Origin of the sequence: Pseudomonas sp. MAG002Y (assembly GCF_019400845.1) — a bacterium.
Lineage (GTDB): Bacteria > Pseudomonadota > Gammaproteobacteria > Pseudomonadales > Pseudomonadaceae > Chryseomonas > Chryseomonas luteola.
In genome coordinates, this window is the sequence record NZ_WOEJ01000050.1 from 1 (window position 1) to 955 (window position 955).

General features: G+C 54.2%; 1 protein-coding gene. It reads left to right on the plus strand.

The window, feature by feature from the left end; genetic code table 11:
* Positions 1 to 203: 203 nt before the first annotated feature.
* On the plus strand, positions 204 to 955 hold a 752-nt coding region (locus GM154_RS25500), incomplete at its 3' end, for a flagellin domain-containing protein (RefSeq protein WP_219654325.1).

Sequence of the window (955 nt, forward strand, 5' to 3'; positions counted from 1 at the left end):
GCCGAAATAGAGAGTAACCAGTTTAGGCCATCTGCTGTAGGCGGGTGGGGTGGCGAAGTTAGCCAACTGCTTGGGAAAGACTGAAGAAAATTCTCCTAAAGCAAATTGAGCAAACGCCGATAACTTAAACGTAGGTTCTCCAGGCCATTGAGGCAACCGCCAGGCCGGGGTATCAATCAAATGACTTTTGTGAGTATCTCATCATGGCTATGACCGTAAACACTAACGTTGCCTCCTTGTCTGTTCAGAAGAACCTGAACCGTGCTTCCGACAGCCTGAGCAGCTCCATGCAGCGCCTGTCCTCTGGCCTGAAAATCAACAGCGCCAAAGATGACGCCGCCGGCCTGCAGATCGCCAACCGTCTGACCAGCCAGATCCGTGGTCTGAACGTTGCTGTAAAGAACGCCAACGACGGCATCTCCATCGCCCAGACAGCTGAAGGCGCTCTGCAAGAGTCCACCAACATTCTGCAGCGTATGCGCGAACTGGCCCTGCAGTCCCGTAACGACAGCAACAGCGAAAAAGACCGTAACGCACTGAATGCTGAATTCACTGCAATGACCGAAGAACTGAGCCGTATTGCCAATACGACTACCTTTGGTAAGGACAAGCAGCTGTTGGACGGCTCTGCCGGCAACATGCAGTTCCAGGTAGGTGCTAACACTGGCACCAACGAAGTGATTTCGATTGACCTGAGCACTGGCTTTGATGCCACCACTCTGGGTGTTGCCGGTCTTGGCATCACGGGTGCGGACAACGCTACGACTCACACTGCAGTAGACGCAGCTATCACCGCGATCGACACCGCTATGGATACCATCAACTCCAAGCGTGCCGACCTGGGTGCGGTGCAGAACCGTATGAGCAGCACGATCTCCAACCTGCAGAACATCAGCGAGAACGCTACTGCCGCTCGCAGCCGTACTCAGGATGCTGACTTTGCTGCCGAAACATC